Here is a 26010-nt window from a genome sequence, read left to right as displayed (position 1 = left end):
GACTGAATAAGTTACCGCTTAGTAGTAGTGCTGGACCACCCACCCTCGCAGGCCCGAGGAGCCCCGAAATGCAACTCGCCGCGATCATCGTGTCGCTGACCCTGAGCGTGGTCGGCGTTGCGCTCATCTCCCGAGCGGTCGCGCAGATCTACCGGTTCGTGAAGCTCGGGCAGCCGGTGCCTGCGGGCAGCCGCACCGACGACCCCAAGGCCCGCACGGTCACCCTGGTCAAGGAATTCCTCGGCCACACGCGGATGAACCGCTGGGGCATCGTCGGCTTCGCGCACTGGTTCGTCGCGATCGGCTTCCTGACCCTGCCGCCCACGCTGGCCCAGGCGTACGGCCAGCTGTTCCAGGCCGACTGGACGCTGCCGGTCCTCGGCGGCTTCCTGCCGTTCGAGATGTACATCGAGTTCATCGGCCTGATGACCGTCGTGGGCATCGTCGTCCTGATGGCGATCCGCCTGATGAACCTGCCTTCGCGGGCCGGCCGCAAGTCGCGCTTCGCGGGCTCCAAGGCCTGGCAGGCCTACTTCGTCGAGTACATCATCCTCACCATCGGACTCGCGATCCTCGCCCTGCGCGGGCTCGAGGGCGCGATCCACCACGTCGACGGCTACGACGCCGCGTACTTCGTCTCGTACCCGCTGGTGCTCGCCTTCGACGGCCTGAGCGTGCCGACGCTGCAGACGCTGATCTACTTCGTCGCGATGATCAAGATCGGCACCTCGCTGATCTGGATGATCACCGTCGCGCTCAACACCAACATGGGTGTGGCCTGGCACCGCTTCCTCGCCTTCCCGAACATCTGGTTCAAGCGCAACGCCACCGGCGAGTCCGCCCTCGGCGAGCTGAAGCCGATGACGTCCGGCGGCAAGGAGATCGACTGGGAGGACCCGGGCGAGGACGACGTCTTCGGCGTCTCCCAGGTCGAGCAGTTCTCCTGGAAGGGCATCCTCGACTTCTCCACCTGCACCGAGTGCGGCCGCTGCCAGTCGCAGTGCCCCGCCTGGAACACCGGCAAGCCGCTCTCCCCCAAGCTCCTGATCATGTCGCTGCGCGACCACGCGCACGCCAAGGCCCCGTACCTGCTGGCCGGCGGCGGCAAGACCATGGAGGGCGAGGAGAAGGCCTCCGCCGAGCAGCTGAAGGACGTCCCCGCGGCCGCCCTGGCCGAGGCCGAGCGCCCCCTGATCGGGACGCTCGAGGAGAACGGCGTCATCGACCCGGACGTCCTGTGGTCCTGCACCACCTGCGGCGCCTGCGTCGAACAGTGCCCGGTCGACATCGAGCACATCGACCACATCGTCGACATGCGCCGCTACCAGGTCATGATCGAGTCCTCGTTCCCGTCGGAGGCGGGCACGATGCTCAAGAACCTGGAGAAGAAGGGCAACCCCTGGGGGCTGGCCAAGAAGCAGCGCGTGGAGTGGACCAAGGAGGTCGACTTCGAGGTCCCGATCGTCGGCAAGGACGTCGAGGACCTCACCGAGGTCGACTACCTGTACTGGGTCGGCTGCGCCGGCGCCCTCGAGGACCGCGCCAAGAAGACCACCAAGGCCTTCGCGGAGCTGCTGCACATGGCGGGCGTCAAGTTCGCGATCATGGGCGGCGACGAGAAGTGCACCGGTGACTCGCCCCGCCGCCTGGGCAACGAGCCGCTGTTCCAGCAGCTCGGCCAGGAGAACGTGGCGATGCTGAACATGGCGTTCGGCGAGGACGACGAGGACGAGTCGACCAAGAAGCCGAAGTCGGCCAAGAAGATCGTCGCCACCTGCCCGCACTGCTTCAACACGATCGCGAACGAGTACCCGCAGCTCGGCGGCGAGTTCGAGGTCATCCACCACACGCAGCTGCTGCAGCACCTGATCGACGAGGGCAAGCTCGTCCCGGTCACGCCGGTCGACGGCCTGATCACCTACCACGACCCGTGCTACCTGGGCCGCCACAACAAGGTCTACACGCCCCCGCGCGAGATCATGTCGGCCGTCCCCGGCCTGCGCCAGCAGGAGATGCACCGCCACAAGGAACGCGGCTTCTGCTGCGGCGCCGGCGGCGCGCGGATGTGGATGGAGGAGCGGATCGGCAAGCGCATCAACACCGAGCGCGTCGACGAGGCCCTGTCCCTCAACCCGGACATCGTCTCCACAGCCTGCCCGTTCTGCCTGGTCATGCTCACCGACTCGGTCAACGGCAAGAAGAACGACGGCAAGGCCAAGGAGTCCCTCCAGGTCGTCGACGTCGCCCAGCTGCTGCTCGACTCGGTGAAGACGCCGCCCTCCGACCCGGCTCCGGAGACGGAGTCCGAGGACGCACCGGAACCGGAGCCTGTGAAGTAGCCGTCTCCCAGTAGGAGAACGATGAGCGGCCGGACCTGCCTCGGGGGCAGGACCGGCCGCTCACGCGTTGCGGGCGCGGTCGCGGTCCGGTCCGGGCGGGGATGACCTGTGCCCCTCGAGGCCTCGTGAACATCGCCCCTCGATGCCTCATAACCTTTGCCCTTCGATCAAGCGCCGTCCATTGCCCTCACCGGCCCGCTCGCACGACCATCGTGGGGCGAGGGGGACATCGGATGACGCGGGTGACAGCGATACGGGGGTGGGCCGTGCGGCGTGCACGAGCCGGCACGGTGACCGCGCTGGGAGCGCTCTGCCTCTCCGCGGTGCTGATGGCAGCCCTCACCGGCTGCGACAGCGATCCCGCACCCGCCGCCGCGGAGCCCGCTGCCAAGAACGGCGACGCCGCGCCCCTCGCGGGCCGCACGACCGCGCCCTCCCGGCCCGTGCCGCGCGGCGACGGCAGCCGCGGCCCGGCCGACTTCAACGGCGACGGCCACCGCGACCTCGTACTCGACGACCTGGTGAAGTCCCCGAAGGACAGCCACGGGGACGACGCGGGCATCGGCATCGTCTACGGCACCGGCACCGGCAAGCGCCTCGAGCCGGCCGTACGGCAGCTCCTCACGCCCCGTACGCACGGCGCCGAGGTCCAGGGCGTCCTCCCGGCCGCGTTCGACGCAGAGGCCTCCTGCGACCTCGACAAGGACGGCTACGCGGACCTGGTCGTGACCACCGACCCCCCGTACGACGGCATCGGCCGCCCGCCCGTGCCGCTCCAGCTTCTCTTCGGCTCCCCCACGGGCATCGCCGGCAAGGCGGTCGTGCTGCGGATCCCCGACAAGGCCCGCTACGGCAACGACTGGCCCGGCCACCCCGTCTGCGGCGACTTCGACGGCGACGGCAGCGCCGACCTGGCCGTCACCGCGTCCGCCGGGCGCGTCAGCTTCCTTCGCGGCCCGTTCTCCCGTGCCGGTGCGCCCCGCGCCGCCGGTACGCCCGTCCCCGGCGGCGGACCCGCCCTCGCGGCGCCCGCCGGCAAGGCCGACACGAACGGCGACGGCGCCGACGACCTGGTCGTCCTGCCCCGCACCCGTACGGCGGGCACCGCCGCCAAGGGCACGCTCCTGCTCGGTGGTCCGACCGGTCCCCGCCGCCCCGGCGGGAGACACGTCTTCGACGCGGTCCCGGTGCCTACGGCACCCGGGCTCCCGGCCGGCGAGACGAAGCCGGTGACGGATGTGCTCGCGCACGCCGACTTCGACGGCGACGGGCGCCCCGACGTGGTGACACGGACACACCACGGCGAACGGGCCGACGTCATCGCGCTGTACCCGGCCGCGGCGGAGCAGGCCGGCACCCGCCCGCTGATCACCTTCAGCACGTCGGTCTTCCTGCCCTGACCAGCAGTTGGGCTTCCGCCGGGCCTCCTGGGGACGACCCCCCGGGGTTCCCCTAGGGGATGTCACAGCTCGGCGGCAAAGGCCCTCTTTTCCCCTGTCCGCCGCCACCTCGCGCTCGCGGACCGGGTACGTTCGATTACGTGGCTGGATTCAGGATCGGACGCGGCCGGGACAACCGCACCCCGCAACGGCAGCAGGCGCCGCAGGCGCCGCCCTACCAGGGCGGTGGTCAGCCTGCCCCGCCGCCGTACGGGCATCAGCAGCAGTGGCCGCCGGCCGGCGGCGCGCCCCGGCAGGGGGCGGCACCGCAAGGCGGCGGCGGGTACGGCGAGCCGGAGTACTTCGGCGATCCGCACCCCCAGTACGCCCCGCCCCAGGACCCGTACGCGGCCAACAACCCTGGCCACACGCAGATGTTCAGCGTGAACGACGACCCCTACGGTGACGGCGGGGCCTACCGCGCCGGCGCCGTGCCGGCAGCACCGGCGGGCCCGCGTCTGCACTGGAAGCAGCTGCTCAGCGGCATCGTGCTGCGGCCCGGGCCGACGTTCCTGCAGATGCGCGACTACGCGGTGTGGGGCCCGGCGCTCGTCGTCACGTTCCTCTACGGCATGCTCGCGATCTTCGGATTCGACGAGCCGCGCCAGGAGGTCATCAACGCGACGCTCTCCAACGCGATCCCGTACGTGCTCATCACCGGCATCGCGTTCGTGATCAGCGGCCTGGTGCTCGGCGCCGTGACGCACACCCTGGCCCGCCAGCTCGGCGGCGACGGCGCCTGGCAGCCCACGATCGGCCTCTCCATGCTGATCATGTCGGTCACCGACGCGCCGCGCCTCGTCTTCGCCCTGTTCCTCGGCGGCGAGAACTCCCTGGTGCAGGTGCTCGGTTGGGTGACCTGGCTGGCGGCGGGCGCGCTGTTCACCTCGATGGTGAGCAAGTCGCACGACCTGCCGTGGCCGAAGGCCCTGGGGGCGTCGGCCATCCAGCTGATCGCGCTGCTGTCGATCATCAAGCTCGGCACGATCTGAGACCCGTACGCACGTATGAGGAAGGGCCCGCCGGCAACCGGCGGGCCCTTCCCCGTACGTACCGCTTACTCGTACGTACCGTCCTTGCTCGTACGTACCGTCCTGGCTCGCACGTACCGTCCTTACCCGTCCTGACGGGGCCTCGTGACGGACCGCTGAGCCTGAGTGTCAGGCGTCCAGCACCTGCCCGCTGCGGCGCACGACGGGCTTCTCCACGCTCCAGGGGAAGTTGATCCAGTCGTCGGTCCGCTTCCACACGTACTCGCACTTCACGAGAGAGTGCGACTTCTCGTAGATCACCGCGCTGCGCACCTCGGCGACATGGTCGAGGCAGAAGTCGTGGACGAGCTTGAGCGTCTTGCCGGTGTCGGCGACGTCGTCCGCGATGAGGACCTTCTTGTTGGAGAAGTCGATGACATTGGGCACCGGCGCCAGCATGACCGGCATCTCCAGCGTGGTCCCCACACCGGTGTAGAACTCGACGTTCACCAGGTGGATGTTCTTGCAGTCCAGCGCGTACGCCAGCCCGCCGGCCACGAACACACCGCCGCGGGCGATGGACAGCACGACATCGGGCTCGTACCCGTCGTCGGCGATCGTCTGCGCCAGCTCGCGGATCGCCCCGCCGAACTTCTCATAAGTCAGGTTCTCGCGTACGTCACTCATGCGCTGAAGGTCCTCACACCTGCGTCCGATGGAAATTCATGAACGACCGCGAGGCCGTCGGCCCGCGCTGCCCCTGGTAGCGCGAGCCGTAGCGCGCGCTCCCGTACGGCTCCTCCGCGGGAGAGCTGAGCCGGAACATGCACAGCTGTCCGATCTTCATGCCCGGCCAGAGCTTGATCGGCAGCGTGGCGAGGTTCGACAGCTCGAGCGTGACATGTCCCGAGAAGCCGGGGTCGATGAAGCCGGCCGTCGAGTGCGTCACCAGACCGAGCCGCCCGAGGCTGGACTTGCCCTCCAGCCTCGACGCGAGGTCGTCGGGCAGCGAGATGACCTCGTAGGTCGACGCCAGCACGAACTCGCCGGGATGCAGGATGAACGCCTCGTCCCCCTCCGGTTCGACCAGCCGCGTCAGATCGGCCTGCTCGACGGCGGGGTCGATGTGGGGGTAGCGGTGATTCTCGAACACCCGGAAGTAGCGGTCCAGCCGCACATCGATGCTCGAGGGCTGCACCATGGATTCGTCGTACGGATCGATGCGCACGCGCCCGGCGTCGATCTCGGCCCGGATGTCCTTGTCTGAGAGAAGCACGCCCCGAGGATACGCAGAGCGCGCGGGCCGTCCCCAATCGGACACCTGCCCGCGCGCCCCTGGCACTGCTGTCGCCTGCCCTTATCGCTTGCCCTGCTGCTCCTGCTGCCTCTGCGCCACGGGCACGGCGCTCCTCAGCCGAGCGCAGCGCGGACACCGGATGAGCCGCCCCGGCCCGATCCGGTCCGCCCCGAGCTGCTGCATCGGAAACGAAGCGGTACTGAACACATGCCCCTCGGCACAGCGGACGACCGTGCGCTCCATCAGGTCCATCAGGCCCCTTCCCCAACGAATGCGGACGAACCTCACATTAGGGGATACCCGGGACACCACCGCACGCGGCACTCCGCCCGCCACGGTACGCCTCAACTCCCGCGCCCCGCACCCGCGTCCACGACCCGCGGAACACGAATGCCCCGCGGCGAAATACACCATGGGGCGAGCGATGGGGTAGAGTGTGCGACGATGCGGCACCGATCACCGGTGCGCTGTGCGGGTGTAGTTTAATGGTAGAACATGAGCTTCCCAAGCTCAGAGCGCGGGTTCGATTCCCGTCACCCGCTCCACGCAGAAGGCCCAGGTCATAGACCCGGGCCTTTCTTGTTGTCTGGACCTGTCTAAGCGTCCCGTGCCACATCCGTGCCAGATGCTTGGTCATCCACTGCATGCCGCCGCTGCCGGACGAGCCTGTCGAGACCGGCCGCGACCTCCCGCTGACGTTCGACGTCCGAGTGCTGATAGATCAGCGCGGCCCGCTCGGTCGACTGCCCGGCCCGCACCATCGTGTCCTTGAGCGTCGCCCCAGAGCGGGTCGTCAGGGTGTGCCCGGTGTGACGAAGATCGTAGAAGCGGAAGCCATCGGGGAGACCGACCTTCGTACGGGCCGTGCGCCACTTCCGCCCGAAGGTGGACCGCCGGAACGGCTTGCTCTTCTCCCCCACGAACAGAAGTCCGTCCGGTCCCTTCTCGGCGTACCAGTCGAGATGCCGTCGGAGGTCGGTCCGCAGAAAGGCCGGCAGGACCACGATCCGCTTGCCTGCCTCCGACTTCGTCGCTCCCTCGGCCCGCCTCCCGGTGGTGAGTTCCGGCGCGGCCTGCCGGACGCGGATCGTGAGGTTGTCGAGGTCCACGTCCTTGCGGCGCAGCTCGGCTTGCTCCTCCGGACGCAGCGGACCATAGGCACCCAGGTAGACCATCAATCGCCAGCGCGGCCCGAGGACATCAGCGAGCGCGTCGACCTGGTCCACGGTGGCGGGGGGCCGTTCGGCCGCGGTTTCCTTGCCCGCGCCTCGGATGCGGCAGGGGTTGCGACGGATCAGCTCGTCCTCGACGGCCGTCTCCAAGATGGCCTTCAGCAAGCGATAGCTCTTGGCGACGGTGGTCTCCGCCCCGGTCGAGTCGAGGCGTTCCGAGCGCCAGGAGCGCACGCGCGGAGCCGTGATCTCGTCGAGGTCCAGGTCCTCGAAGGCGGGCAGGATGTGCAGCCGGAGGAGCCGTCGGTACAGCTCGTCGGTCGTCGGGGAGAGCCGCCGTTCCTTGACCCAGAGGGTGGCGTACTCCTCGAAGTTGACCGCTCCGGCGTCCGGGTTCTGCCAGTCACCACGGCGGATCTCGGTCCGCTTCTCTGCGAGCCAGTCGTCAGCGTCGCGCACGGTCGCGAAGGTCTCGGGCGCCGGCCGCATGACACCGTCCGGGCCGGGATACCGAGCTTGGTACCGCCCGGACGGCAGCTTCCGCACCGCACCGAACGCCCGCCGCTTGCCCTTCTTGTTGGCCATCAGGCAGCCCTTCCGTAGCGCGAGCGACGGCGGCGGGTGGGCTGGACGGTGTTGCCGTCGATGTAGGCGTCCAGCGCGCTTTCCGCGATCCGCACATGGCGGCCGACCTTGACGAAGGCGATCCGCCGTTCGGCGATGAGCCGCCGAGGGAAGCGGGCGGTGGTGCCGAGGCGTTCGGCGGCTTGCTCGACGGTCAGCAGGAGGTCACTCACGACCGTTCTCCTTCCAGGTCGGCGAGAGCTTCGCGGGCGGTTTCGCGGTTGAGTTGGATGTCGCGGGCGATAGAGGCGGCGAGTGCCGATTCGCCGGCGGTATGGCCGTGCCCCGCGTACTGCCAGGAGGCGAGGACGAGCACGGTGTCCGGGTCGCCGAGGACGTCGTGTTCCTGGGCGGCGCGGTAGTCGGCGCGGATCTGGCGGAGGGCGCCGAGGGTGGTGGAGTAGCGGCGGGATTTGGTGGAGAAGTGGCCGCGGAAGCCGAGCATGTGAGCCCAGGCGCCCAGCTTCCGGTCTGGGTAGAGCGGGGCGAGGTCGAGGCAGGCCTCGATGAGGCGGCGGGGGTAGTCGGGCACGTCCAGGAGGTCGAGCACTTCCCGGTTCCCGATGCGGCGGTCGAGGCTTCCGGTCGACTCGGCCGCTTTGGTGGCGTACTTGGCGACGTAGGAGGCGACGGCCTGCTCGGTGATGTCCGTCCCGTCGCCGAACGCCTTGACCGGTCGGATGTCGAGCTGGCTGCCCCAGCGGAAAGGCCGGCGGGGCTCGTCTCCGGCAGCCGGGACGGCGATCGAGGTGTAGGAGTGGGCAACCGCGGCCCGGATGGAGTCGGTGAGCACGGCGACCGTGGCCCAGGACGGCGGAGCCGTGTCGGGGCTGTCGGGTCCATCGAGGCGGATCACGGCATGGAAGTGGATCGCCCCGCGCTTCTGGAACTCGGCGACCTTGCCATAGGAGACCCGCAGCACGTCTTTCAGCTCGCGCTGTGAGAGTCCGGCGCGGGCGGCGATCTCGCGGCGGAGCCGGGTGGTGAAGCGCTGCCAGAGCTGTCCGGCATGGTTGTTGAACAGGACCGTGCCCGCGTAGTCGTAGGTGGCCGGGTCAAGAGCGGTGCCCAGGGCCTGGTCGTCCTCGGGGTGGCGGGTGCCGCAGCGGCAGACACCACGGTCCGGCCGATTGTGGACCGGGCCGAACGAGGGGGCGGTGAGGGTAGTGAACACGCGCGGGTGGTCGCGGACGGTGGCGGGAATGTCCTTGGACTCATCTCCGGCCAGGCCCGCGCGGATGAGGTGGTAGGTGTAGGCGCAGGTGGGGCAACGGGAGGCGCGGCGGTTGCCGCAGGCGACCCGGAGCCGTCCGTCCGGCTCGGTGTCGGTGGAGTAGCGGCGCAGCGTCTCGCCGGTGGTGCGGTCTTTGGCGAGGGTCCAGCCGGTGAGGTGGATGGGGTCGGAGCAGCCGCCGGTGCGGTGCACCTGGTCCTTCCAGCGGTCGAAGCCAGGGGACCCGGCCACCCGGAGGACATCGTCCAGGGTGGCCGGGTCCAGGCCCGCCGCAGTGGCGGTGTCGACCGTAGATGACCGGCAACCCACCTCAGGTGCCGAGTCGCCAGCCCCGCAGACGTCAGCGACCGCTCCGCCCGTAGTTCGCATCTAGGGGCTCAACCCGTGCCACAACCACGCCCCCGTCGACGGCACTGCGAGAGCCTGGCACCCAAGCCACCGACGTACTGCTACACGGTGGGAGACGACAAGTCGAGTTCCGGGAAGTAGCCGTTCAACCTGCCGACCTGGTCGACGAGAGCCGTGCGGGAAACCCGCTTTCCGCGCACCTCTTCACCGTTGGTCAGCCGCACGACTACTGTCACTGAAGCCCAACCGGGGATAGGCGAGATGGAGTCAAAGTCGTAGGGGATGTCCCACCGCAACCCGCCAAAGGCCGGAAGCTCCATGTCCGGAGCCTTGGAGGCACGAGCAGTCTTGACGCGGGGAACAGTGATCTCTTGGTAGACCGGAAAGAGCCGCTTCAGCCAAGGCTTGCGTATCAGCTTCTTGAGCGGATGGCGTAGCGGCATCCAGCTCACGACGTGAACGCTCTCGACCTTAGCCGACGTGGGGCTGAGGTTCTTGACGTGCAGCCGGAAACCAAAAATGGCTTTACCTTTCTTGGCGTCTTCAACTTCTCCTAGCAGCCCCCACATAGCGTTGGCTTGAACTTGCGGCCTTACACGCCGATACGTCATGGCAGCAATGCTCATGTTCAAGGCAGTAGCAAGTGCCGCAGAGATGGCAATACCTCGGGCCCACCAGTCAGCAGCCATAGCGTCAGTCCTCCCCTGAGGTTGTCAACATCGGGAAGCCCATCGGCTTCTCGGAGAACAGCTTCCCGACCTCACCGGCGTACAGCCGCAAGCGTTCACGGTGATACCACTCGCCACGCAGCTTCTCGCCGTTGGTGAGCATGATTTGAAAGGTCAGGTAGTCCCAGGGAGTATCGGGAAAAGTCACCCAGTCGTCCAAGACGTCCCAGTGCAGTCCACCGAACGCGGGAAGCTCTTTGTCCCGTTCCACCATCATTCCCTGCCGTTCTCCAGGGGGATGGGCACTCCATGGACAAGGTCGACGGATTTGGAGCTGTCGGGCCGGAAGGCGTCCCACCATGAGGGCTCGCCCTCGGGGTGTCGGGTGATCAACTGAAGTCCCCGGACCTCGACCGGAGTTGGGCTCAGATTCCGCAACTGGAGCTCAAAGCCGAAGGGTCCGTGGCCCTCCATCGCCTTCCGCGTCGAGTCCGGACCTATCAGGGTCCACGCCACATTGAGGCGTACACGCGGCCTCACCCTGCGGTACGTAAGGGCTGAGACGAGCATGTTGGCCCCCGTAAAGAGGGCACTGACTGACGCGATGGTGATCGCGATGACACCCGTTGACATGGCCCGATGATGCCCAGCAGCAAACGCGTTGGACCCCGACTTGAGGAACATCAGCGGTTGAGCAAGCCCAGCCGCGTTCACCCTGTCGACAGAGGTTCAGTCGCCGTTCTGCTCCTCCTCCTGCTTCTGCTCTCTACAGTCGAGGCACGGCGCGAACCGTTTTCGCTGACATCCAACGCTGACATCAACGAGGCGGGACGGCGGCATACAGCAGCGCCTCCGCGCGACCGCCGGACCACCCGCGACCGCGTCAGGGGTGGGATCGAACCGAACTCCTAAAGCGGGTGTCGGACGGCGCTACTGATCGTCCTCCTGGTTTGGGCTCTCGTAGCTCATGAACCAGTGACGGTCGAAGTAGCGAGCGGTCGAGTGTGGGTGCCGCGGGTCGGTGAGCATGCGATAGATGAACTCCGCGGTCGAGCCGTCGAACCGGTCCCACTCGGAGTGGTCGTCCTCGGTCAAGAGGATGGGCCACCGGTCAGGGTCGGCGCCCTCGGTGAGCCAGTAGAACGACGTCTCCTGTTCCGTGCTCGCCCACTGCAGCAACCCGCCCGGAGCCGGGTACAGGCGGTACGGCTCCCACCTGCCACTGCCGTCGGCTCCGGCCGATCGAGCCCAGAACTCGTTGGTCCCGACGAGGTCGAGGCTGCCGGGCAGCCCGTCGGGGATCAGGAGGCCGAGGTAGTCGTCGAATTCGCCGTACCCGAAGCGTTCGACCAGTTCCTTGTAGTCACTGGGCAGCGCCGTCCCGAGACGGGTCTCAACCGTCACCCAGTCGACCGCGTTGCTCCGCTCCCGCTCCCACCCGGTGACGGCGACGACGCGGTCCACCCAGGGAGCATCCTCCGTCAGCCCGTCCGGCTGCGGTACGGCCCGCTCGGCGACCAGCAGTACCGGCCTCACATCGCTGCCGGCCCGGACCGCGCCGCAGCCGATCCATCGGTCGGCGTGCGTCCATGCGCGCATCTCGACGACCAGGTCTCCGAAGGGGGCGAGGAGCGGCGCTCCGGTTCGTTCGGTCAGTGTCGGATCGGCGTACCCGTCCATGGCCAGGTTGCGCCTCTGTCCGTACCGGCCGCTGAGTACCCGGCCGAAGGCAGGCAGGTCCATGCCGTCATCTGCCGCCAGGCACACATGCCCCGCCTCATGACCGGCCTGGCTGCACACCAGATCTCCCTGATCCAGCGCCACCAGGGCGTGAATGGCCGCGAGCAACTCCCATTCGTCCATGACCGGGAGTGAATCACAGGCCAATGACACCGCCGGCCGAGCTGCGCCCGGCGATCCTCCTCATGGTGTAGGGACTATGACTCCCGGGGAAGTTGACACATGCCTTCCGGTGCTTGTGCCAGATCCGTGCCAGAACAGAGGGAAAACCACGGTCAACGCCGGTCGTTGCCTGCCGACCTCCAGTGCCGTCGTGCGGGCGTTCAGGCAGATCATCGGCACAATGTCGCCCGACAGCGCCGGTGATTCCCAAGCTCAGAGCGCGGGTTCGATTCCCGTCACCCGCTCCATGCAGAAGGCCCAGGTCATAGACCCGGGCCTTTCTTGTTGTCTGGACCTGTCTAAGCGCCTTGCACCAGATCCGCACCAGAAGGCTTCTCGTTGCCCTTCTGGCGAGCGGCGCGCACCAGCTGATCCAGCCCGCTTGCAACTTCCTGCTGCCGGTCCAAGTCGGAGTGCTGATAGATCAGCGCGGCCTTCTCCGATGACTGTCCGGCGCGGACCATCGTGTCCTTGAGCGTGGCCCCGGAGCGGGTCGCGAGGGTGTGGCCGGTGTGACGAAGATCGTAGAAGCGGAAGCCGTCCGGCATGCCGACGAGGGCCCGCGCCCGACGCCACTTCCGCCCGAAGGTGGAGCGCCGGAACGGCTTGCCCTTCTCCCCCACGACGGATTGGACTCCGAGGCGGGATGGGCGGTGGCGGGATCACCAAGCAGTGGCGGGGCTTTGACCGGTCGGATGTCGAGCTGGGTGCACCAGCGGAAAGGCCGGCGGGGCTGTCCCACGGGGCATGACGGCAGGCACCTGATCCGAGCGCGGCAAATACGTTGGCGAAGGCTCGCGAACGCATGTGACGGTTCGGTCCATGGGTAACTCTGCGGCCTATCCCGTTCTCCGGACCACCGACGCGACAATGGCGTACACACAGGCCAAGCGCCTGTACGCGCTGCTGGCGAAGCACGATGACGAGGTCCGGCTCTTCGCCGAACTACGGACCGTCGCAGACCTTCGGCAAATGACATCGATCCTGCCTGAGGCGAACTTGGACTACACGGAGATGCGCACCGGCCCGGCGGGTGAGTATGTCTGGTTCGACCTCGACGTTACGGCGACGGACGACGCCACACTGGAGCAGCACCTCCCACTGGTCCTCATGGAGGACGTCCCAAGAGGGAGCGTGGAGGAGCGCTTCGTAAGTGCTCTTGGCCAAGGCATGGCCGCCATCGACTGGCACGGCATGTGGCCGGATGAACCGGAAGCGGATCACTACGGGTCGGCGAAGTACGACGGAGTCCAAGTCGTGTTCCACGGTGATGACGTTCAGTGGGACCGGTGGACCGACCATCACACCGTCTTCGTCCACGTGGGCAAGTTCGGTGACCTGTCCCGGGCCCAGATACTCGCCGCACACATCGGCAGCGAGGTCCTGGGTGAGCCACAAATCGGATGGTGACGAGCTGCCAGACCTCTGCCGAGTCTCAGGTGATGGTTGAAGAGTGGGCGTCGGGTGATGCTTGACGTCTGTCCTGGACGATCAAGATGTCTGCGGCCTCCTTTCCCGTCGTCGGATGGGCCATGCTCAGTGGCATGAGCGCATTCAGCAATGATCCGGACCTGGATGGTGTCCGGGACGTGGCGGGTAAGGGAGTGGAGGTCGACGTGGCCACCAATCTCCTCACCGGCACGGTCCGGCAGTAGGTGCTGTGGACGCAGGAGATTCGCCTTTCCCCTGAGGACGCGGAACGGGTTCGGCGTGCGCTCGTCCAGGCTGCAGAGCGCGGGCGCATGTTCCGGTCTGCTTCGGGGTCACGCGGAATGGCATGGCCCATTTAGTGAGGGCCGCGAAGCAACACCCCTTATGGTGGACCGCCCGGCGGCGGGGCAGGCCGTGGCCATGCTTCCCCAGGAGGGCATGGGCGCGGCCGGCGCTTGGCAGGGCACTCTTGGCCATCGGCGGAGCCTGGCCGTCGGTTGGGTCCCGGGCTTGCACCGGACCGCCCCCGGACAAAGCCAGGGATGCAGCTGAACTACAGAGCTGGACCGGGCCCACATGAGCTGCCTGGACGAGCGACTCCACAAGCAAATCACCCGAGGCCCATGGCTCGACGACTGAAGCGTGCCCCTTCCGTGCCCGATCGAGCAGGGAGCCTCGCGGAACACGGGCGATCACGGTGCGTGGACACGGAAGCTGCCCCTGACCGATGTGCCTGGTCAGGGGCCGCTGCGCCGGGCGATGGGTCTGAATCCATGGCGACATCGCTGCCACGACGGGCTGTCCGTCCCGGGGTCTAGAGTCCGGGCATGTTTCCGCAGCCGGTTGAGGGGGCCACGGGCCCGTATGACGCGGGGTATCTCCCCAGGGTGGAAATGTGTCTGCGCCCCGTCGACCAGGCCATTACCGAGCCCGTCGCCAAGCTCGGCGGTGATCCTGTGTGGCTGGAGGAGCCCCGCTGGCCCATGAACCCCCGAACGGGGGAGCCGCTCGATTTCGTCGGGCAGATCCCGGTCCCCGCAGAGCCCGGCGAGGAGCTCCGGATGGCGTATCTGTTTTTGTCGTACGAGGACTACGAGACCGGCGGAATGGACCCGGAGGACGGTGAGGCCGTGCTGCTCGTCCAGCCCGGCGGGCGGATTCCAGGATTCGCGACCATCGGGCCGGCGGGGACGAAGGGACGCTCGCTCTTCGCGTTCGACGAAGCGGACGAGATGGTGCCTGTCGAGTTCCGGATCGAGATACGGCCGGTGCCGGACGTCCAAGAGCGCTACCTGGAGAAGGACGGATCCTTCGATGTCGAAAACTACGTCGGAGGCAGGGCCGACTACCGCCAATGGGCAGGAGTCGAGGCGCCGTGGCGCTTCTTCTTCTCCTTGGGCTGCACCAGCGACACCGGGCCGTACTTCCTCAACTTCGGCCACGGCGCCGGATACGCCTACCTCAGCCCCGACCGCCTAGAAGGCCGCTTCGGATGGGATGCCGCCCAGCACGCAATCCACCGTCTCGGCTTCCGTCTCCTTCAGCTCCGTCCGGGCCCGTTCAGGGGAGGCCGAGAGGCGCCACACGGTCAGCGGCCGACCGGGCGTGAGCGCAGATGAACGCACCCGAACACACGCCTCACCTGCACCCACAGACTTGGAAAGCGTGCGCCTGTCCCAAGCCCCGGGCGCACCAGTTTCGGCGCCAGAACGCACGGTCAGCCACGGTCAACGACGCCGCGTGCCCCTTCCGTGCCCGATCAGTCGGAGCCGAGCGGGGAACCACGGGGAAGCCAGAGAGCCCCAGCCGCTTCCACGCAGGTCAGCGGCACCGCCCGCATGCGGCGTCTTCCGAACTGGGTCACCAGACCATACGGAGCTAGCGTGGAAGAGAGACATCGAACGGATGCCCGGCACCGGCCGATGAAACGGAATAAGACATGACCGCGCAAGCAAGTAGGGCAGACCCCGACACTGTGCTTTCCAGTACGCCGGTTCTGATCACGAGGCCACACGGGCCCCGCGATGCGGCTGAACATGTCGTCTCGGAAAATTCGGTGACCGTCCGCATGGGCGACCTGCGACTCGAACTGCCGCCCAGGGACCAGCTCGCATTCCTGGCGGGCCTCGGCTTCCTCACGGCGCTTGACCTCATCGAATGGCCGCTCGCGCTCGCCATAGCTGTCGGGCACGAATTGGCCCGCAGTCGCCACGGGAAGGCACTGCGCGAGTTCGGGGAAGCTTTGGAAGAAGCGTGATACGTCCTTCCGGAACGTACCGTTGAGACCGGACGACCTCCGAACCGCTGGCCAGGGTGTCGGAGGGTGCTGATAGAACACGCCCATGGCGTACCGATTCACAGCGCACATAGCCTGCGGATTCGATGATCCGGAGCAGGACGACTGCATGCTTGCTGGGCTTGCTGAGTCTGATGACGAAGAAGACTTCTCCATGATGTTCATGTGCGACTTCGGCGAGCCCGACGCGCAGGAGGTCTCCCTTGGCATGGACACCCACTGCCTTGTCACGCCCGACCAAGGAACCGCATACGGGTGTGTGCGACTGGTAGAGCTGGACGGCGATGTCCTTCGGGTCACCTTGGACCCCGCGTCCTTGGCCGAGCTGGGCCTGACCGATCCCGTGGTTGAGGCCGTCCTGTGCGCACCGGAAGCCAACACTGCACGCATGCGCGAGGTGCTCGCACGCATCCTTGCCTACGGCCGACCAGATGCCCGCCCAGTAGTGAGGGCCCTGTGAAGGCGAAGACGCCGCCCGACAGTTGCCCTTACCGGACGACTTCGCAGCCCAGCAGGCATCCGCATACGGCGTCTTCCAAACTGGTGCACCGGCCCGGCGCACCGCGCCGCTGAGACGGCGCCTGCCGTCCGTTCGTATCTGGTGAAGAACCCACGCCCCTGCCAGGATCAGACCGTGAACGAGTCCTCGATCGCCACAAAACTGAGCCGGGCCCTCGACTGGGCAGGATTGATCCCCGCCGCCCTCCTCCTTGCGATCGGCATCAGGGATTACCGCGACGGCGGATCCGTGGCATGGCCGATCGGCGGAGCACTCCTGGTTCTCGTCAGCCTTTGGGTGATCTATCGCGGGGTGGCTCGCCGGAGTGGCAAGCCCGGCGCTATGAACTCCTGACGGAATAACCCCATAGCGCCTGCTGGCGAGCGCGGTTGGTACTGCTCGACCGTGACTTTGACTGACCAGAGGGAAGGCTTTCGCGATGACGCAGAAGCTGGACGCCGGGTCTTCTGCTCGTTGCCGGTCACCACACGCTGGGTGGCCCAGTGGGCGGTTGAGCGGTGGGGGTAGGTGGCGGCTCTGGTGCGTAAACCAGGTCTTCCACTTCAGCTTGCGTCGAACGACCAGATGAGGCCCACTTCCTCCCGGGACACCGCGAGAAGGCCGAAGTCCCAGGAGTACCGGGTCATGGGCCAGCAGCCGGTGACCCGTTCGTAGAAGTCGGGGTGCTCGCCGTGGCGGGTGTTCGTGAAGAACCGGGAGCCCTCCGGGAAGCGCGACAGGATCGCCTGCGCGTGTTGCTCCATGCTCGGCCTGCGTTCGGCGAAGCCGTACTGCCGCGACACGTCCATGGCGTCCGTCGCCAGCATGACGAGCAGCCGTACGACGGCGGATCGCGGGATCTCGAACAGCCGGCTGCGCCATTCCGCGGCCCCGGTCTCATCCGTCGGCGGAACCCGGAACGGAAAGGCGGGGTCCTCTTCCAGTTCCTCGTCTCCCTGCTCGGGATCCCTGCCGCTCCAACCACGGGGATCGGCCACCTCGCGGTGCATCACCGCGGCCACATCGGGCAGCCAGTCCTCGTGGGCACGCGGGCCGACCGCGATGAAGGAGTACCGGTTGCGGTACATCTCCACAGCCGCCGACCAGGTCTCGGCATCCAGGGGCAGCCGCGGGCCGTCCTGCCGATCTGGCTCGGTATCGCTGACCATCCGGGTCTCCCTCACTTGGGCATCGAGCTGACGACGACGAACGGCGGATCGACGCTCGGGTCGTGCATGAGACGCAGCGAGACTCCCTTGGTGTCGTACGCGAATTGCTCGTCGCGAACAACAAGTGCCGTCAAGTAGAGGTGCTTCGGCTGTACGTCGAAGTGCCCGGCGCCCTGATGGGGCGGGGCGGTCTCCGCCTGGTCGCGCTCCTGCTTGCGCCCTTTGCCCCTCACGTGGGGGGCGGACGCTGCGGGCTACTTGATGTAGGTGAACGGGGTGTCGGCCTGGTTGTCGGTGTCCACCCTGTCCAGGCTCCATACGCGGAACTTGGGGCGTTCACGGCCTTTGCCCTCGTCCACGGGCACGTTCACCTCCGCGGCGAAGCGCCCGTCAGGTCCCGCGGTGACATCGCGTACGTCGACTTCGGCGTACCCGCGGGTGTCGTGGAAGGTGATGCGGATCTGCTCTCCGGGGGCGAAGCCGCTGCCCTTGAGCGTCACGACAGCCCCTTCGGCGGCCATGTCGGGAGAGGCGATCAGACGCGGCTTGGTGTCCGGGACCGTGGACTCGTCGGCCGCCCCGCTCGGCAGGGTATGGAGCGGTGGCTCCGACGGGGTTGCGGACGGTTCGGACCCCGCAGGCGAGGCAGGAGCCGTCGCGGACACCTCTGCCGAGCCGGCCGCCGCCGGCGGCGCGCCGGAGGGTGAACCCCCGTTGGATACCGCGACGGCGGCAATGACCGCGGCGGCAATCGTCGCCACTGCCGTGATCACGGCAGCGATGATCGGTGCGCGATGGCCTCCACCTTGTGGGGTCGGAGGACGAGGGGGCGCGGGTCGGGTCGGAGGAGAAGGGGGCACGGGTGGGGTCGGGGGATCAGGAGGTATCGGTGGGGTCGGGCGGCGCGGACCATTGGGGTTGGACACGCAGCGTTCTCCTGCTGGTTCGTGAAGTTCGGTAGAGCCGATCACGATACAGATCGAGGCGGTGAAGCCTCGTCCAATTCACTTCCCTAGAAAGGGGGTTGGTGTCATGGGCGAGTGGCTGCCGAACCGGGGCTCACGCGCTCGGCGCGTCGGACCGCAGGGGTCATGGCCGTCGCCGCGGCCAGGAGGACCGCTCCGAGGAGCAGCCAGCCCGCCGGGCCGAAGGTGATCAGCAAGGTGGTGGCCAGGGCCGGGCCCAGTGTGCGGGCCACCGGGATGCCGGAGCCGAAGAAGCCCTGGTACTGGCCGATCCGGTCGGGCGGTGCGAGGGAGAAGCTGATCTGCCACGCGCCGGCCGAGTGCTGCATCTCCGCGGCGACCTGGAGCGCCGCCCCAAGGGTCAGTACGGCGAGCGCCGACCAGGGGGAGAGGCCGGACAGGGCGGTCGTGGCGAAGACCGCGCACGACGCGAGCATCACCAGTCCCGATCTGCGGACGGCGCGGGTCGCCGTCGCGGTGCCGGTCACCTTCCGGGCCACGCGGACCTGGAAGAGCGTCACCGCCAGGGTGTTGAGGACGAACAGCGCCGACACCGTCCAGTCCGGCGCCTCCGTACGCTGGGCGATCCACAGCGGCAGGGCCAGACTGAGCAGCGGCAGCCGCAGCAGCAGGATCGCGTTCAGCAGCGTGACCAGCACGTAGGGGCGGTCACGCAGCACCGCGAGCCCGGTCCCGCCCCGCACGGTGGCGCCCGGCGGTACGTGCGGTACCCGCGGCAACCGGTAAAGGATCAACGCACAGACCAGGAAGCAGACCGCGTCCAGGGCGAAGACGGCGAGGTAGGCCGCGCGGGTGCCGGCGTGCAGGGCGAGCCCTCCGAAAGCGGCTCCTACGGCGAGCCCCGCGTTGAGCGTCGCCTGGAGCCGGGCCAGGACGCCCGTGCGCTCCGAAGGTTCGACCAGCCCCGCGAGCAGCGCCTGTCGGGCAGCCGCGAGTCCGCACTGTGCCGTGGTGTAGAGGCAGGCGGCGACCAGGAACGGCACGAAGGAGCGGATGAAGAGGAACGCCGCGACCGTGGCGCCGGTCGCCAGAGCCAGCAGCAACGCGGTACGGCGCGGTCCCTGGCGGTCCGCGAGCTGCCCGAGTGGTACGCCCGCCAGGGACCCGACGCCCCAGGCCGTCGTCAGTCCGAGGCCGATCTGCTCGGCCGACAGCCCGACGACCTGTGAGAAGTACAGCGCCGAGCAGGTGTAGAAGGCTCCGTCCCCGATGGAGTTGGCCAACTGCGCGGCGGCGAGCACACGAGGCGCGGCTCGGTGCGTGGGCGTCGGACGCGGTGACAGAACAGGCATGCCCATGACGCTAAGCGCGTGATCACGGGCTTCCTTGGGCCAGTTCGTGGGCGGATTCGGGGGCCATTCACGCGCAGAGGCTCGACCCGCCGTCCGGGGCGGACCCAACCACGGAGGCCGCCACGCCCGGGCTCACGCATGAGGGCCCGCAGGGGCCGGCCGCTCCTAGGTCATGTACTTGTAGACCGGCCAGAACTGTGGCGTCGGCATCGGGCCTGACGCGCCGGCGGCCTGCAGGGCAGGCATGAGGCGCTCCTGGACGAATCGCTTGGCGTCGTCCTCAGACTCCCAGATCTCGATGACACGCCAGCCGCCGTCGGGGCTCGGCCCGGCGGCGTGGAAGATGCCACCCGCGGGCTTCTCGACGCCCAGTTGCTCCCGGACCTTGTCGTAGATCTCCTGCGTACCGTGCGGATTGTCCACCATCATGGCGATCGTCATCAGAGCCTCCTCTTGATCGGTCGCCCTTCTCCCGAGGGGTCGTACGGGGTGCGGAGAAGGGGTGTGCCGATCCCCGTACGCAGTGCTTCCAGGAAGGAATCGGGCTGCTCGAACGCGGGGGCGCCGGCGGCCGCGGGGGCGCCGGCGGCGTTCCCGGTCATGTGCAGCGGCCGTCCGCGACCGGTGCTCGCGGCTTCGGCGACGCTCCGGCGCACCTGGAGGTCGTGCCTCCCACGGATCAAACTGGTGGGTACGGCGAGCCGTGCCAGGTCGGCCGGCGGGATCGGGGGCATCGCGAGCTGCGGCATGAGGCTGCGGACGGGGACGGGGACGTCCTCTGCCGTCAGTGGCTTCGCGTGGTCCACGAGTTCCGGTGCCTTGTGCGCGTCCGCCCATGCCCGTACGGCGCAGGCTGCCCGGTCACGCTCAGGATCGCCGGTCATGGACATGATGGCCGCCGCCTGCCGGGCTCTGCTTCATGGCGCCTCCCAGGGAGCACCTCAATTTTATTGGACGGCCAGGAACGGATCCATTTGTCCCCTCGGGGCGCGGTGCTCGACCACACGGCCACCGCGACGGTCGGACCCTGGCCGGCGCATCGGGCTACGTGGTGCGCCCGCTCCGTCGTCCGTCCCGTGTCATATAGGCGATCAGGGCGGCAACGCCCGCGGTCACGGCGAGGCTGCCGGCCATGACCATCACCACGCCGACCATGAAGAGGCCGCTGGAGTCGTCGGACCAGTCGTAATAGGCGGCGGCGGTCAGGCCGACCGGTATGCCGGCCACAGCCGCGATGAAGCGCCGGGACACCGCCCCGTACACCAGCACCAGCAGAGTCAGCACCAGTCCGATCACCTGCCACGCCTCGTACGGGCCCGTCGTAGACCCGTCGGGCTGCACGTCACGCCGCTGGTCCCAGCCCAGCCAGGCGGCCCACGCCCCGACCGTGACCGCGGCCAGTACGAGGCCCGCACCCAGCTGGGGAAGAAGTTTCACAAGTCCTTGTCGCATGACCCAAGCGTCCCGGCTCGCGCCATGACCGGCCAGGGCGCAAGTACTCAGCTCCGACCAGGTACTTCAGCCACGGGCGTGAGCTACTCCCCGTTCGGTCCCGGCTCCGTACGACCCGGGCCCGGCCGGTGCGTGGCCTGGTCGTACACCGGTTCCGCCAACCGCTGACCGGAGTACCGTGGAAGCACCAGCGATGCCCTGCCGGGATCGGCCGGCGGCACCGGCCGGGGGAACCCGCCGGAGCGCCCGCTGTCGACGACCGCGAGCAGGGATCCGGGCCGCGGACGAGACCCGCTTCCCGCCCGGACACGGCGGTAGGGAGCAAGGCATGATCCGTTCAGCCGACATCCGCGAGTGGCGCGACCACGACGTCGTCGACCCGAAGGGCCACCGGATCGGCGCCCTCGAAGCGATCTACGTCGACACCACGACCGACGAGCCGTCCATGGCCACCGTCCTCACCGGATTCCCCTCCCGTCGACGCCTGGTCTTCGTCCCGCTCGACGAGGCGATTCTCGGACCGGGCTACGTCAAGGTCGCGCACGCCAAGAGCCTGGTGAAGAACGCTCCCGCGATCGGGACCGACGACATCCTGCCCGCCGAGGAGGAGGAAGCCGTCTTCAGGCACTACGACCTGGCCTACCGGCCCGGTGCCAACGGCGAGCGGCAGCTCGCGCGCCGCTGAGCGCCCCGGACCCGAACCAAGGGAGGTGTTCCCGGTATGGCGTTCATCCTGTTCCTCCTTCTCGTGGCCGTGATCCTGGGCATCATCGGCGTCGTGGTGGAGGGTCTGATCTATCTCTTGATCATCGGCATCGTGATCGTCGTGGCCGAGGCCGTGTTCATCGCCATGCGCTCCAAGGGCTCGGGTCGACGCCGCGTCCGGTGACACCGGCCATCGGGCCGGAACACGGTGCGCCGATGCAACCGGACGAAGCACGGTGCGCCGATGCAACCCGGACGAGGCGGCGCACCCGTCGGCGGATGCCCCGAGCGGGGGGCGCCGGGTGCGCCCCCCGGGCTCGCGACGGGTGGTTACGCGGGGGCCGCCTCCGTCTCCGGCACGGCCTCTTCGGCCGGTTGCGCCGTGGCCGCTCCGTCCCGGCTGAGCAGGCAGATGACCGCGCACGCCGCTGCCACCGCGGCGGCGGCGTACCAGTTGGCGCCCGGGACGCCGAGCGAGAGCGACAGGTCGAACAGGACACCGGCCAGGAGCGAGCCGACCATGTTGCCCGCGCTGCGGAAGAAGTGCATGGCGCCCATGGCCTTGGCCAGTCGCTGCTCGGGGACCTTGCGGGCGACCCAGATGTCGAAGGACGGAACGAACAGGACCTCGCCGAGGACGACGACGAGACAGCCGACGATCACCCAGGCGGCACTGCGGCCGGCGCCGAAGGCGAGGAAGGCGGCGGTCATCCCGGCCAGGCCGACGGCCATGACGGCGCCGGGACGCAGGTGCTTGATCAGGAACTTGAAGAGCGGGTACTGGAGCACCAGGACGCTCAGACCGGTGATCCAGAAGGGGGCGGACGGCGCCCACTGCGGCGCGTACTCCTCCATGTGCAGCGGGATGCCGACCAGGAAGCCGATCGAGAGGAACCAGAACACGGCCGAGAGCAGGAAGTAGCGGGTGGCTCCCCGCACGTCGATGCCCTTGAACACGGTCAGGCTGAACAGGGGCTTGCGTTCCTGGGCCGCCCCGGCCGCCCGGGCGTCGGCCGCCGCCTGTGTCTCGAACCCGTCGCGCGGGATGAACGCCGAGGACGCGAGGCAGAAGCCGATGAAGATGGCGAACACCACGCTGAAGAGGGTGCGCAGGTCCACGTCGGCGAGCAGACCGCCGAGCAGCGCTCCGCCGAACAGGCCCACCTGCGCCGACATCTGGAAGGTGGAGAACGCCTTGGGCCGCTCGTCGTCCGGGTAGGAGACGAGGATGTTCTTCAGGCCGGGGAAGGCGGTTCCGGAACCGAATCCGATGAAGAACGCGAGCACGCTGTAGACGAGCACGCCGCCGCTGAAGCCCATGGCGCCCAGCGCCACCGCCTCCATGGCGGTGCCGAAGAACACCGCCCCCCGGATGCCGATGCGGGCCGCGGTCCCCTCGTAGAAGAACGTGGCGAGCAGACGGCCCACGTACGTCATGCACATCACGACACCGGCCCAGAAGCCGCTGTCGGTGCCGCCGAGCGAGGCGAGGAGTACGGGGAACCAGATGAAGTTCCCGATGTGGGCGAGGAAGATGCCGGCGTTGACGCCGATGAGCGCCCGCCTGCGTTCGATGGTCATAGCGCGACCTTTCCCTTGGACTCGGTGGCGCGGAGGTCCGCGATGGCGCGCGCGGCGGCGGGCCGGTCGACCGGTACGCCCCGGACGACGGTGGCCAGCGGCAGTGCCGAGAGCGGCTTGCCGGGTGCGTGCAGGTTGTACGTGGCCGCCGCCCCGGGGCTCAGGGGGTGGGCCGCGGCGCCGTCGCCGCGCAGTTCGTCGAAGTAGCGGCGGCCGCCGACCGTGGCCTGCCGGCGCAGCGCTCCGGCCGACGAGGCGTCGTCGCCGCGCAGCAGGTCGAGCTCGCTGAGGAGGGAGTAGCCGTGGTAGGCGCCGGTGTTGCCGGAGTCGGTGCCGACGAGCAGGTTGCCGTGGCGCAGCGCGGTGAGGGCGTTGCGCCGCATGTCGGCCAGTGCGGCGGTGCGGGTCTCCTGGCAGCCGTACTCGATCCCGAAGGGCTTCTCGATCCCCTCGACGAACGCGAGGTTGCCGCGGTCCTGGGTCTCGGTGAATCCCTCGCGGCCGTAGTCGGCGAGGAACTCCTCCCGTGTCATGACCATGGGGCTCAGTCCGGCGAGGGTGGAGACGAACCGGGCCCCCTCGAGCCGCTTCCAGTCGGCCGCGTCCAGGGTCCGGTCACGCACGGAGTGGGCGAAGAGCCGGAATCCGCAGTCGTACGCCCAGAGGGTCTCCTGAAGCGTGTTGCAGTCGATGACGGCCGTGATGCCCCGCTCGGCGGCGATCCGGGCGGTGAACCTCAGGACCCGCTCGGACAGGCGGGAGAAGCGTACGGGGGTGCCCGGCTGCTCCGTCCCGTCCGTGAACATGACCTTGAGGAAGGTGCCGCCCCGCTCGGTGTTGGTGCGCAGGGCGTGGTCCAGGTCGGCCTCGACGGCGAGCATGTGCACGGGCGCCGGGAACTCGACGCCGTGCCCCCGCAGTCCGGCCGCGTTGGTCATCGCCGTCACCGCGTATCCGCAGTGGGCGATCTCCGGGTACGGCCAGGGCGAGGTACGGCTGCCGGCTTCCCAGGCGTCGGACACCAGAGGGAACCCGAACATGTCCACCACGTGCGTGACCCCGTGGTAGAGGTACTGGAGGGCGACGATCCGCGGGTCGTCGACGGTGTCGTCCCAGTTGGCGGGCAGCGAGACGTGCGCGTGGCTCTCCGTGTAGCCGGGCCACAGCTCCGTCTCGCCTCCGCCGCGGGTGCCCGAGGGTTCGATGCGGGTGAAGACGCCGTCCTCGGTGGTGACGTCGAACAGCGCCTCGTCGTCGAGGGCGGGCACGGCCACGCCCCGGAGGGTCGCGGGCGGCGCCTGGCGGTGGGCGGTCGTCGCGTTCATCGGGCCACGTCGACCTTCATCCGCAGGTCGATGCCGTCGAGGGCCGCCTCGCACCGCTTGTTGACCTCGTCGCGGTCGGCGCCGGTGAAGATGATGTGGCCGATCCAGTCGAAGTTGCTGCGGGAGAGCCGGGTGACCGGGGTGCCCGGCTTCTTGTAGGCAAGGGCGCTGTGGAAGCCGGGGAGCTCCTCGATGGAGTCGAAGCCGATGGCCTCCACGGTGCCGGCGACGGGGGCGCCGAACCAGTGACCGCCCGCGGTGGTCTCACCGGGGAAGGGGAGTTCGGGCCGCTCGCCGAGGGCCTGCCGGATGACCTCCAGGTAGGGGTCGACGCCGGAGGTGATCTGCATGAGGCTCGGCACGATCCCGCCGATGAGGCGGCCGTTGACCTCGCACAGCACCGGGCCGTCCGCGCTGAGCAGGTACTCGGTGTGGATGAAGCCGAAGTCGACGCCGAGTTCGTTCAGTACGCGGGTGGTGGTGGCGAACAGCTCGTCCTGGAGCGGGTGTCCGTCGAAGTAGGTGGCGCCCATCTCGATGAAGTGCGGGAAGCCGCTCAGCGGCCGGTCGGTGAGCCCGAGGTTGACGACCTCGCCGTCGCCGAGGACGCAGGACTCCACGGAGATCAGCTCGCCGGTGACGAACTCCTCGATGAGGATGTCCGGGATGCGTACGACGCCGCGTCCGTAGTCGACGACGTCCGCCAGCTCGGCCAGGTAGTCACGCAGGTCGTCCTCGTCCTTGAGGTGCAGGACGTGCAGGCTGGCCGTGCCGTCGGAGGGCTTGACCACGCAGGGGAAGCCGATCTCGCGGACGGCGGCCTCGACCCCGGCCGGATCGGCGACATGGGCGAAGCGCGGCTGCCGTACGCCGGTGCCGTCCAGGGTGAGGCGGGTCAGGTGCTTGTGCCGGGCGTTGCGGGCGCCCTTGACGCTCATGCCCGGCAGGCCGAGCGCCTCGGCGACGGCCGCGGTGTGCACGGTGTGGTACTCGCTGTAGGTGGTGACGCCGTGGACCGGCTTCTCGGCGTGCAGGTTGCGCGCGAGTGCCGTCAGGTCCTCGATGGAGAAGGCCTGTTCGCTCTTGACGACCTGGCACCTGGGGTGCGCGTAGGCCGCCTCCGCCAGGGGCGAGACGCCGAGGTAGAAGTCGGGGTCGACCGACACGAGTGTGACGTCGTGGCCCAGTTCCAGGGCGTTGGCGATGCCGGCGATCCCGTTGGGGTTGCATTCGATCATGAGGATATGCATGGGTGCGTACTCCTGAAGTCTCGTGGTCCG

General features: G+C 68.5%; 29 protein-coding genes, 1 tRNA gene and 1 pseudogene. 11 read left to right on the top strand and 20 right to left on the bottom strand.

The features are described 5' to 3' along the window. The first annotated feature begins 68 nt into the window (after positions 1 to 68). From AB0K36_RS03545 to AB0K36_RS03535, 3 genes are all read left to right on the top strand, one after another. Positions 69 to 2339, top strand: a complete 2271-nt coding sequence (locus tag AB0K36_RS03545) for a heterodisulfide reductase-related iron-sulfur binding cluster (protein WP_364587636.1) — start codon at positions 69 to 71, stop codon at positions 2337 to 2339. 266 nt (positions 2340 to 2605) lie between these two features. Continuing rightward, complete coding sequence (locus tag AB0K36_RS03540) at positions 2606 to 3739, top strand: FG-GAP repeat domain-containing protein (protein ID WP_364587633.1); 1134 nt, start codon at positions 2606 to 2608, stop codon at positions 3737 to 3739. A 140-nt stretch (positions 3740 to 3879) separates the two neighbouring features. After that, the gene (locus AB0K36_RS03535) at positions 3880 to 4770 is read left to right on the top strand and encodes a Yip1 family protein (protein WP_189470845.1); all 891 of its coding nucleotides are present in this window, start codon (positions 3880 to 3882) and stop codon (positions 4768 to 4770) included. A 168-nt stretch (positions 4771 to 4938) separates the two neighbouring features. On the opposite strand, the gene AB0K36_RS03530 is transcribed toward AB0K36_RS03535, so the two are convergent. The 3 genes from AB0K36_RS03530 to AB0K36_RS03520 all read right to left on the bottom strand — a co-directional run bounded on the left by AB0K36_RS03530 (position 4939) and on the right by AB0K36_RS03520 (position 6298). Beyond that, the gene (locus AB0K36_RS03530; RefSeq protein ID WP_005314570.1) at positions 4939 to 5436 is read right to left on the bottom strand and encodes a phosphoribosyltransferase; all 498 of its coding nucleotides are present in this window, start codon (positions 5434 to 5436) and stop codon (positions 4939 to 4941) included. 13 nt (positions 5437 to 5449) lie between these two features. After that, positions 5450 to 6025: a dCTP deaminase gene (gene dcd, locus AB0K36_RS03525; protein WP_005314571.1), complete on the bottom strand. Its 576-nt coding sequence runs from the start codon at positions 6023 to 6025 to the stop codon at positions 5450 to 5452. 81 nt (positions 6026 to 6106) lie between these two features. Then, positions 6107 to 6298, bottom strand: coding sequence for a hypothetical protein (locus AB0K36_RS03520; RefSeq protein WP_364587628.1), 192 nt, complete (start codon positions 6296 to 6298; stop codon positions 6107 to 6109). A gap of 219 nt (positions 6299 to 6517) precedes the next feature. Between AB0K36_RS03520 and AB0K36_RS03515 the strand changes: the two genes are divergently transcribed. Further along, a tRNA-Gly gene (locus AB0K36_RS03515) sits at positions 6518 to 6591 on the top strand. Positions 6592 to 6642: 51 nt separating this feature from the next. On the opposite strand, the gene AB0K36_RS03510 is transcribed toward AB0K36_RS03515, so the two are convergent. The 7 genes and pseudogenes from AB0K36_RS03510 to AB0K36_RS03480 form a co-directional block, all read right to left on the bottom strand. After that, positions 6643 to 7803 carry a tyrosine-type recombinase/integrase gene (locus tag AB0K36_RS03510; protein WP_364587626.1) on the bottom strand — a complete coding sequence of 387 codons (1161 nt, stop codon included), beginning with the start codon at positions 7801 to 7803 and terminating at the stop codon, positions 6643 to 6645. Further along, positions 7803 to 8015, bottom strand: a complete 213-nt coding sequence (locus AB0K36_RS03505; RefSeq protein ID WP_364587623.1) for a helix-turn-helix domain-containing protein — start codon at positions 8013 to 8015, stop codon at positions 7803 to 7805. The genes AB0K36_RS03510 and AB0K36_RS03505 overlap by 1 nt, the downstream gene beginning before the upstream one ends. Beyond that, a complete protein-coding gene (gene repSA, locus AB0K36_RS03500; protein WP_435877765.1) occupies positions 8012 to 9307 on the bottom strand; it encodes a replication initiator protein RepSA in 1296 nt (431 codons plus the stop codon). The genes AB0K36_RS03505 and repSA overlap by 4 nt, the downstream gene beginning before the upstream one ends. A 218-nt stretch (positions 9308 to 9525) precedes the next feature. Continuing rightward, positions 9526 to 10113 (bottom strand): hypothetical protein, encoded by a 588-nt coding sequence (locus tag AB0K36_RS03495; protein WP_364587617.1) that lies wholly within the window; start codon positions 10111 to 10113, stop codon positions 9526 to 9528. Between the two features lie 4 nt (positions 10114 to 10117). Beyond that, a complete protein-coding gene (locus tag AB0K36_RS03490) occupies positions 10118 to 10369 on the bottom strand; it encodes a hypothetical protein (RefSeq protein ID WP_364587614.1) in 252 nt (83 codons plus the stop codon). A gap of 653 nt (positions 10370 to 11022) precedes the next feature. Next, positions 11023 to 11955, bottom strand: coding sequence for an SMI1/KNR4 family protein (locus AB0K36_RS03485; RefSeq protein ID WP_364587611.1), 933 nt, complete (start codon positions 11953 to 11955; stop codon positions 11023 to 11025). Positions 11956 to 12293: 338 nt separating this feature from the next. Next, a pseudogene (locus tag AB0K36_RS03480) lies at positions 12294 to 12617 on the bottom strand (tyrosine-type recombinase/integrase); the annotation flags it as partial. A 199-nt stretch (positions 12618 to 12816) separates the two neighbouring features. Here AB0K36_RS03480 and AB0K36_RS03475 point away from each other — a divergent pair. From AB0K36_RS03475 to AB0K36_RS03455, 5 genes are all read left to right on the top strand, one after another. Next, positions 12817 to 13404: a hypothetical protein gene (locus tag AB0K36_RS03475; protein WP_364587608.1), complete on the top strand. Its 588-nt coding sequence runs from the start codon at positions 12817 to 12819 to the stop codon at positions 13402 to 13404. Between the two features lie 1004 nt (positions 13405 to 14408). Next, on the top strand, positions 14409 to 15044 hold the full coding sequence (locus AB0K36_RS03470; protein WP_364587605.1) for a hypothetical protein: 636 nt from the start codon (positions 14409 to 14411) through the stop codon (positions 15042 to 15044). Positions 15045 to 15364: 320 nt separating this feature from the next. After that, on the top strand, positions 15365 to 15682 hold the full coding sequence (locus tag AB0K36_RS03465; protein WP_364587602.1) for a hypothetical protein: 318 nt from the start codon (positions 15365 to 15367) through the stop codon (positions 15680 to 15682). 85 nt (positions 15683 to 15767) lie between these two features. After that, entirely contained in the window at positions 15768 to 16181 is a 414-nt protein-coding gene (locus tag AB0K36_RS03460; RefSeq protein WP_364587600.1) for an Imm10 family immunity protein, read from the top strand. Between the two features lie 174 nt (positions 16182 to 16355). After that, complete coding sequence (locus AB0K36_RS03455; protein WP_364587597.1) at positions 16356 to 16574, top strand: hypothetical protein; 219 nt, start codon at positions 16356 to 16358, stop codon at positions 16572 to 16574. 209 nt (positions 16575 to 16783) lie between these two features. On the opposite strand, the gene AB0K36_RS03450 is transcribed toward AB0K36_RS03455, so the two are convergent. The 7 genes from AB0K36_RS03450 to AB0K36_RS03420 form a co-directional block, all read right to left on the bottom strand. Then, a complete protein-coding gene (locus AB0K36_RS03450; RefSeq protein ID WP_364587594.1) occupies positions 16784 to 17389 on the bottom strand; it encodes a hypothetical protein in 606 nt (201 codons plus the stop codon). An 11-nt stretch (positions 17390 to 17400) separates the two neighbouring features. Beyond that, positions 17401 to 17622 (bottom strand): hypothetical protein, encoded by a 222-nt coding sequence (locus AB0K36_RS03445; RefSeq protein ID WP_364587591.1) that lies wholly within the window; start codon positions 17620 to 17622, stop codon positions 17401 to 17403. A 21-nt stretch (positions 17623 to 17643) separates the two neighbouring features. Next, on the bottom strand, positions 17644 to 18162 hold the full coding sequence (locus AB0K36_RS03440) for a hypothetical protein (RefSeq protein WP_364587588.1): 519 nt from the start codon (positions 18160 to 18162) through the stop codon (positions 17644 to 17646). 257 nt (positions 18163 to 18419) lie between these two features. Continuing rightward, positions 18420 to 19667 (bottom strand): MFS transporter, encoded by a 1248-nt coding sequence (locus AB0K36_RS03435; protein WP_364587585.1) that lies wholly within the window; start codon positions 19665 to 19667, stop codon positions 18420 to 18422. Between the two features lie 165 nt (positions 19668 to 19832). Continuing rightward, a complete protein-coding gene (locus tag AB0K36_RS03430; protein WP_364587582.1) occupies positions 19833 to 20108 on the bottom strand; it encodes a hypothetical protein in 276 nt (91 codons plus the stop codon). Further along, positions 20108 to 20551 (bottom strand): hypothetical protein, encoded by a 444-nt coding sequence (locus tag AB0K36_RS03425; RefSeq protein ID WP_364587579.1) that lies wholly within the window; start codon positions 20549 to 20551, stop codon positions 20108 to 20110. Before AB0K36_RS03425 ends, AB0K36_RS03430 begins: the two co-directional genes overlap by 1 nt. Before the next feature lie 160 nt (positions 20552 to 20711). Beyond that, a complete protein-coding gene (locus tag AB0K36_RS03420; protein WP_364587576.1) occupies positions 20712 to 21119 on the bottom strand; it encodes a hypothetical protein in 408 nt (135 codons plus the stop codon). 328 nt (positions 21120 to 21447) lie between these two features. Here AB0K36_RS03420 and AB0K36_RS03415 point away from each other — a divergent pair, with 328 nt between their 5' ends. Together AB0K36_RS03415 and AB0K36_RS03410 are read left to right on the top strand one after the other, a co-directional pair. Continuing rightward, positions 21448 to 21804, top strand: coding sequence for a PRC-barrel domain-containing protein (locus AB0K36_RS03415; protein ID WP_364587573.1), 357 nt, complete (start codon positions 21448 to 21450; stop codon positions 21802 to 21804). Positions 21805 to 21840: 36 nt separating this feature from the next. Further along, positions 21841 to 22008 (top strand): hypothetical protein, encoded by a 168-nt coding sequence (locus tag AB0K36_RS03410; protein WP_364587570.1) that lies wholly within the window; start codon positions 21841 to 21843, stop codon positions 22006 to 22008. Positions 22009 to 22154: 146 nt separating this feature from the next. Here AB0K36_RS03410 and AB0K36_RS03405 read toward each other — a convergent pair whose 3' ends face one another. From AB0K36_RS03405 to AB0K36_RS03395, 3 genes are read right to left on the bottom strand one after another with little or no spacing between them, the layout of a single operon-like run. Beyond that, complete coding sequence (locus AB0K36_RS03405; RefSeq protein WP_364587568.1) at positions 22155 to 23405, bottom strand: MFS transporter; 1251 nt, start codon at positions 23403 to 23405, stop codon at positions 22155 to 22157. Beyond that, on the bottom strand, positions 23402 to 24730 hold the full coding sequence (locus AB0K36_RS03400) for an amidohydrolase family protein (RefSeq protein WP_364587565.1): 1329 nt from the start codon (positions 24728 to 24730) through the stop codon (positions 23402 to 23404). The genes AB0K36_RS03405 and AB0K36_RS03400 overlap by 4 nt, the downstream gene beginning before the upstream one ends. Further along, positions 24727 to 25980: an ATP-grasp domain-containing protein gene (locus tag AB0K36_RS03395; protein WP_364587561.1), complete on the bottom strand. Its 1254-nt coding sequence runs from the start codon at positions 25978 to 25980 to the stop codon at positions 24727 to 24729. Before AB0K36_RS03395 ends, AB0K36_RS03400 begins: the two co-directional genes overlap by 4 nt. Positions 25981 to 26010 lie beyond the last annotated feature (30 nt).

Source organism: Streptomyces kurssanovii, from assembly GCF_040677245.1.
Classification (GTDB): domain Bacteria; phylum Actinomycetota; class Actinomycetes; order Streptomycetales; family Streptomycetaceae; genus Streptomyces; species Streptomyces kurssanovii.
Note: the sequence above shows the minus strand (reverse complement) of the source record. Positions and strands in the feature narration are given on the sequence as shown.

Coding starts and splice junctions, on each gene's coding strand:
- AB0K36_RS03425 (WP_364587579.1), bottom strand. CDS start 20,551: ATGACCGGCGATCCTGAGCGTGACCGGGCAGCCTGCGCCGTACGGGCA.
- AB0K36_RS03435 (WP_364587585.1), bottom strand. CDS start 19,667: ATGCCTGTTCTGTCACCGCGTCCGACGCCCACGCACCGAGCCGCGCCT.
- AB0K36_RS03485 (WP_364587611.1), bottom strand. CDS start 11,955: ATGGACGAATGGGAGTTGCTCGCGGCCATTCACGCCCTGGTGGCGCTG.
- AB0K36_RS03490 (WP_364587614.1), bottom strand. CDS start 10,369: ATGATGGTGGAACGGGACAAAGAGCTTCCCGCGTTCGGTGGACTGCAC.
- AB0K36_RS03530 (WP_005314570.1), bottom strand. CDS start 5,436: ATGAGTGACGTACGCGAGAACCTGACTTATGAGAAGTTCGGCGGGGCG.
- AB0K36_RS03495 (WP_364587617.1), bottom strand. CDS start 10,113: ATGGCTGCTGACTGGTGGGCCCGAGGTATTGCCATCTCTGCGGCACTT.
- AB0K36_RS03465 (WP_364587602.1), top strand. CDS start 15,365: ATGACCGCGCAAGCAAGTAGGGCAGACCCCGACACTGTGCTTTCCAGT.
- AB0K36_RS03460 (WP_364587600.1), top strand. CDS start 15,768: ATGGCGTACCGATTCACAGCGCACATAGCCTGCGGATTCGATGATCCG.
- AB0K36_RS03410 (WP_364587570.1), top strand. CDS start 21,841: ATGGCGTTCATCCTGTTCCTCCTTCTCGTGGCCGTGATCCTGGGCATC.
- AB0K36_RS03510 (WP_364587626.1), bottom strand. CDS start 7,803: ATGGCCAACAAGAAGGGCAAGCGGCGGGCGTTCGGTGCGGTGCGGAAG.
- AB0K36_RS03420 (WP_364587576.1), bottom strand. CDS start 21,119: ATGCGACAAGGACTTGTGAAACTTCTTCCCCAGCTGGGTGCGGGCCTC.
- AB0K36_RS03430 (WP_364587582.1), bottom strand. CDS start 20,108: ATGACGATCGCCATGATGGTGGACAATCCGCACGGTACGCAGGAGATC.
- AB0K36_RS03415 (WP_364587573.1), top strand. CDS start 21,448: ATGATCCGTTCAGCCGACATCCGCGAGTGGCGCGACCACGACGTCGTC.
- AB0K36_RS03400 (WP_364587565.1), bottom strand. CDS start 24,730: ATGAACGCGACGACCGCCCACCGCCAGGCGCCGCCCGCGACCCTCCGG.
- AB0K36_RS03520 (WP_364587628.1), bottom strand. CDS start 6,298: ATGGACCTGATGGAGCGCACGGTCGTCCGCTGTGCCGAGGGGCATGTG.
- AB0K36_RS03405 (WP_364587568.1), bottom strand. CDS start 23,405: ATGACCATCGAACGCAGGCGGGCGCTCATCGGCGTCAACGCCGGCATC.
- AB0K36_RS03545 (WP_364587636.1), top strand. CDS start 69: ATGCAACTCGCCGCGATCATCGTGTCGCTGACCCTGAGCGTGGTCGGC.
- AB0K36_RS03450 (WP_364587594.1), bottom strand. CDS start 17,389: ATGGTCAGCGATACCGAGCCAGATCGGCAGGACGGCCCGCGGCTGCCC.
- AB0K36_RS03470 (WP_364587605.1), top strand. CDS start 14,409: ATGAACCCCCGAACGGGGGAGCCGCTCGATTTCGTCGGGCAGATCCCG.
- AB0K36_RS03475 (WP_364587608.1), top strand. CDS start 12,817: ATGGGTAACTCTGCGGCCTATCCCGTTCTCCGGACCACCGACGCGACA.
- AB0K36_RS03395 (WP_364587561.1), bottom strand. CDS start 25,980: ATGCATATCCTCATGATCGAATGCAACCCCAACGGGATCGCCGGCATC.